At 39.6% G+C, this 275-nt stretch carries 1 pseudogene; it reads left to right on the top strand.

Annotation, left to right across the window (positions count from 1 at the left end):
• Positions 1 to 50: 50 nt before the first annotated feature.
• A pseudogene (locus C1E99_RS00295) lies at positions 51 to 275 on the top strand (phosphodiester glycosidase family protein); the annotation flags it as partial.

Below are 275 nucleotides of genomic sequence, written 5' to 3'. Positions count from 1 at the left end.
TTGGTTTGTTCAAAAGAATATTATTTTTAAAGAAAGGAAATCATTTTCCCATGAAATTGCTTAAAAAACCCTTTGCCTACGCATCCATCTTCGGAATGCTTTTGACAGGAGGCTTTACTTACTCCATGTTAAAAACCTTCGTCATTTCTGAAGCGATAACAACCGTCTCAGCAAGCAATGCTACTTCTACGAGCCGGCAGAATACGACCGCAGCTTCATCTTCCACCACTACCACAACAGCAACCAATGTATCTACTACTGATACTAGTTACTCT

Source organism: Streptococcus suis, from assembly GCF_002964045.1.
Classification (GTDB): Bacteria; Bacillota; Bacilli; order Lactobacillales; family Streptococcaceae; genus Streptococcus; species Streptococcus suis_U.
Note: the sequence above shows the minus strand (reverse complement) of the source record. Positions and strands in the feature narration are given on the sequence as shown.